This window comes from Pseudomonas jinjuensis (assembly GCF_900103845.1).
GTDB classification, from domain to species: Bacteria; Pseudomonadota; Gammaproteobacteria; order Pseudomonadales; family Pseudomonadaceae; genus Pseudomonas; species Pseudomonas jinjuensis.
On record NZ_FNIJ01000029.1, the window covers coordinates 1 to 1,680 of the forward strand.

The 1,680-nt window shown below is 59.0% G+C and carries 1 protein-coding gene; it reads right to left on the reverse strand.

Features of this window, described 5'->3' with window-relative positions; translation table 11 throughout:
- Nucleotides 1-175: 175 nt before the first annotated feature.
- Nucleotides 176-1,606, reverse strand: a complete 1,431-nt coding sequence (locus BLR75_RS26265) for an IS1182 family transposase (protein ID WP_084315557.1) — start codon at nt 1,604-1,606, stop codon at nt 176-178.
- Between the last annotated feature and the right edge of the window lie 74 nt (nt 1,607-1,680).

Here is a 1,680-nt window from a genome sequence, read left to right on the forward strand (position 1 = left end):
CGGCCGAGGCTGTGTAAAAACGCGGCGGGTGATGAATAGCTGGATGTTGGGTTGTTTTAGCAGCGCCCAGAGGCCCCATGGGCGCTGGGCGTGTCGATCCGAGTCATTCAACTGCCTTGGGAAAGTGTGGCTCCGCGATGCTGTGCGACGGGCTCAGCGGGCCGCCAATGGAGTTTCAGGCCTTAATGGCGGCCATCAGCGCACTATTGCCCAGCAGGTTCAGCACTCGTTTGAAGTTGTAAGCGAGCACATGCAGGCTCATCTCCGTGCTCACCCGCTCGAGCGTTCGGGTGAGGAAATGGGTGGCACCCATCCAGGCCTTCAGCGTGCCGAATGGGTGCTCCACCGTCTGGCGGCGGATCCGCATCATTTCCGGTGCCTGATCCAGACGGGACTGCATCGCCTCGAGTACGGACTCATGCTCCCAGCGGCTCACTCGTCGCTCTGTGCTGGGTGTGCAGCGCTCCTTCAACGCACAGCCCTGGCAATGCGAACTCCAGTAACGATGCAGCTTTAGCCCTTTCTCGACGTGTGAGAAACGCCAGATCAGGCTTTGCCCGGCAGGGCAGCGGTACTCGTTCTTTGCAGCGTCATAGATGAAATCCCCTTTGCCAAAGCGGCCAGCTGCTGTCGCTCCTGAGGTCAGTGTCTTGGGGACGAAAACGGTGATTCCAGCTTCATGGCACGCCAGGATTTCTTCGCCTTTGAAATACCCTCTGTCTGCGACCGCCGACAGTTCCTCGACGCCCATGGCTTCTCGCGCCTGCTTGGCCATCGCACTCAGTTGGTCTCGATCGACTCCGTCGTTCGTGACCTCGTGGGTCACGATCAGGTGGTGTTTCGCATCGACCGCTGCCTGCACGTTGTAGCCAACCATTCCGCTGCCGCGTGTCTTCATCGAGCGGGCATCGGGATCGGTCAGGGAGATCTGTTTATCCGGTGTTTCGTTGAGCTGAACCTCGATTTCCTTGAGTTCCTGCATCTTGGCTTTCAAGGTCGCGATCTTGTCGTGGAGGCGTTCGGCTTTGACCTGAGCAACGGCAGGCTCCTGACGATCTGCAGTATCGAGCGCCGTCAGGTAACGATTGATGCTCGACTCGATCTCCGCCATTCGCCGTTGCAGCTTGGCGCTGGTGAAGTTGCGGTCGCGATTGTTGACCGCCTTGAACTTGCTGCCATCGATGGCCACGAGCGCTTCGGCGAACAAACCGAGCTGCTGGCACAGCACCACGAACTGCCGGCAGACACCGCGAATGGCTTTGCCGTTGTCCTTGCGGAAGTTGGCGATGGTCTTGAAGTCCGGCATCAGACGTCCGGTCAGCCACATCAATTCGACATTGCGCTGGGCCTCTCGCTCCAGCCGGCGACTGGACTGGATGCGATTGAGATAGCCGTAGATGTAGATCTTCAGGAGATCGGCAGGATGGTAAGCAGGTCTGCCCGTTTCCGCCGGGACGACACCGTCGAAACCCAACTGGCCGAGGTCGAGTTCATCGACGAACACATCGACCACCCGCACCGGGTTGGTGTCCGCGACGTAGTCATCCAGGCTCTCCGGAAGCAGCGTGCTTTGACCTCGATGTTCTCCCTGGATGAAACGCTTCATGGGCCGCCCTGCTGAGTTTGATTCCATCAAATCCGAGCAAGGTCGATGCCAACGTTTTTACACAGCCTGGGCCA

Bases quoted from the DNA above. Each gene is read 5' to 3' on its own strand.
- BLR75_RS26265 (WP_084315557.1), bottom strand. From the start codon at position 1,606: ATGAAGCGTTTCATCCAGGGAGAACATCGAGGTCAAAGCACGCTGCTT.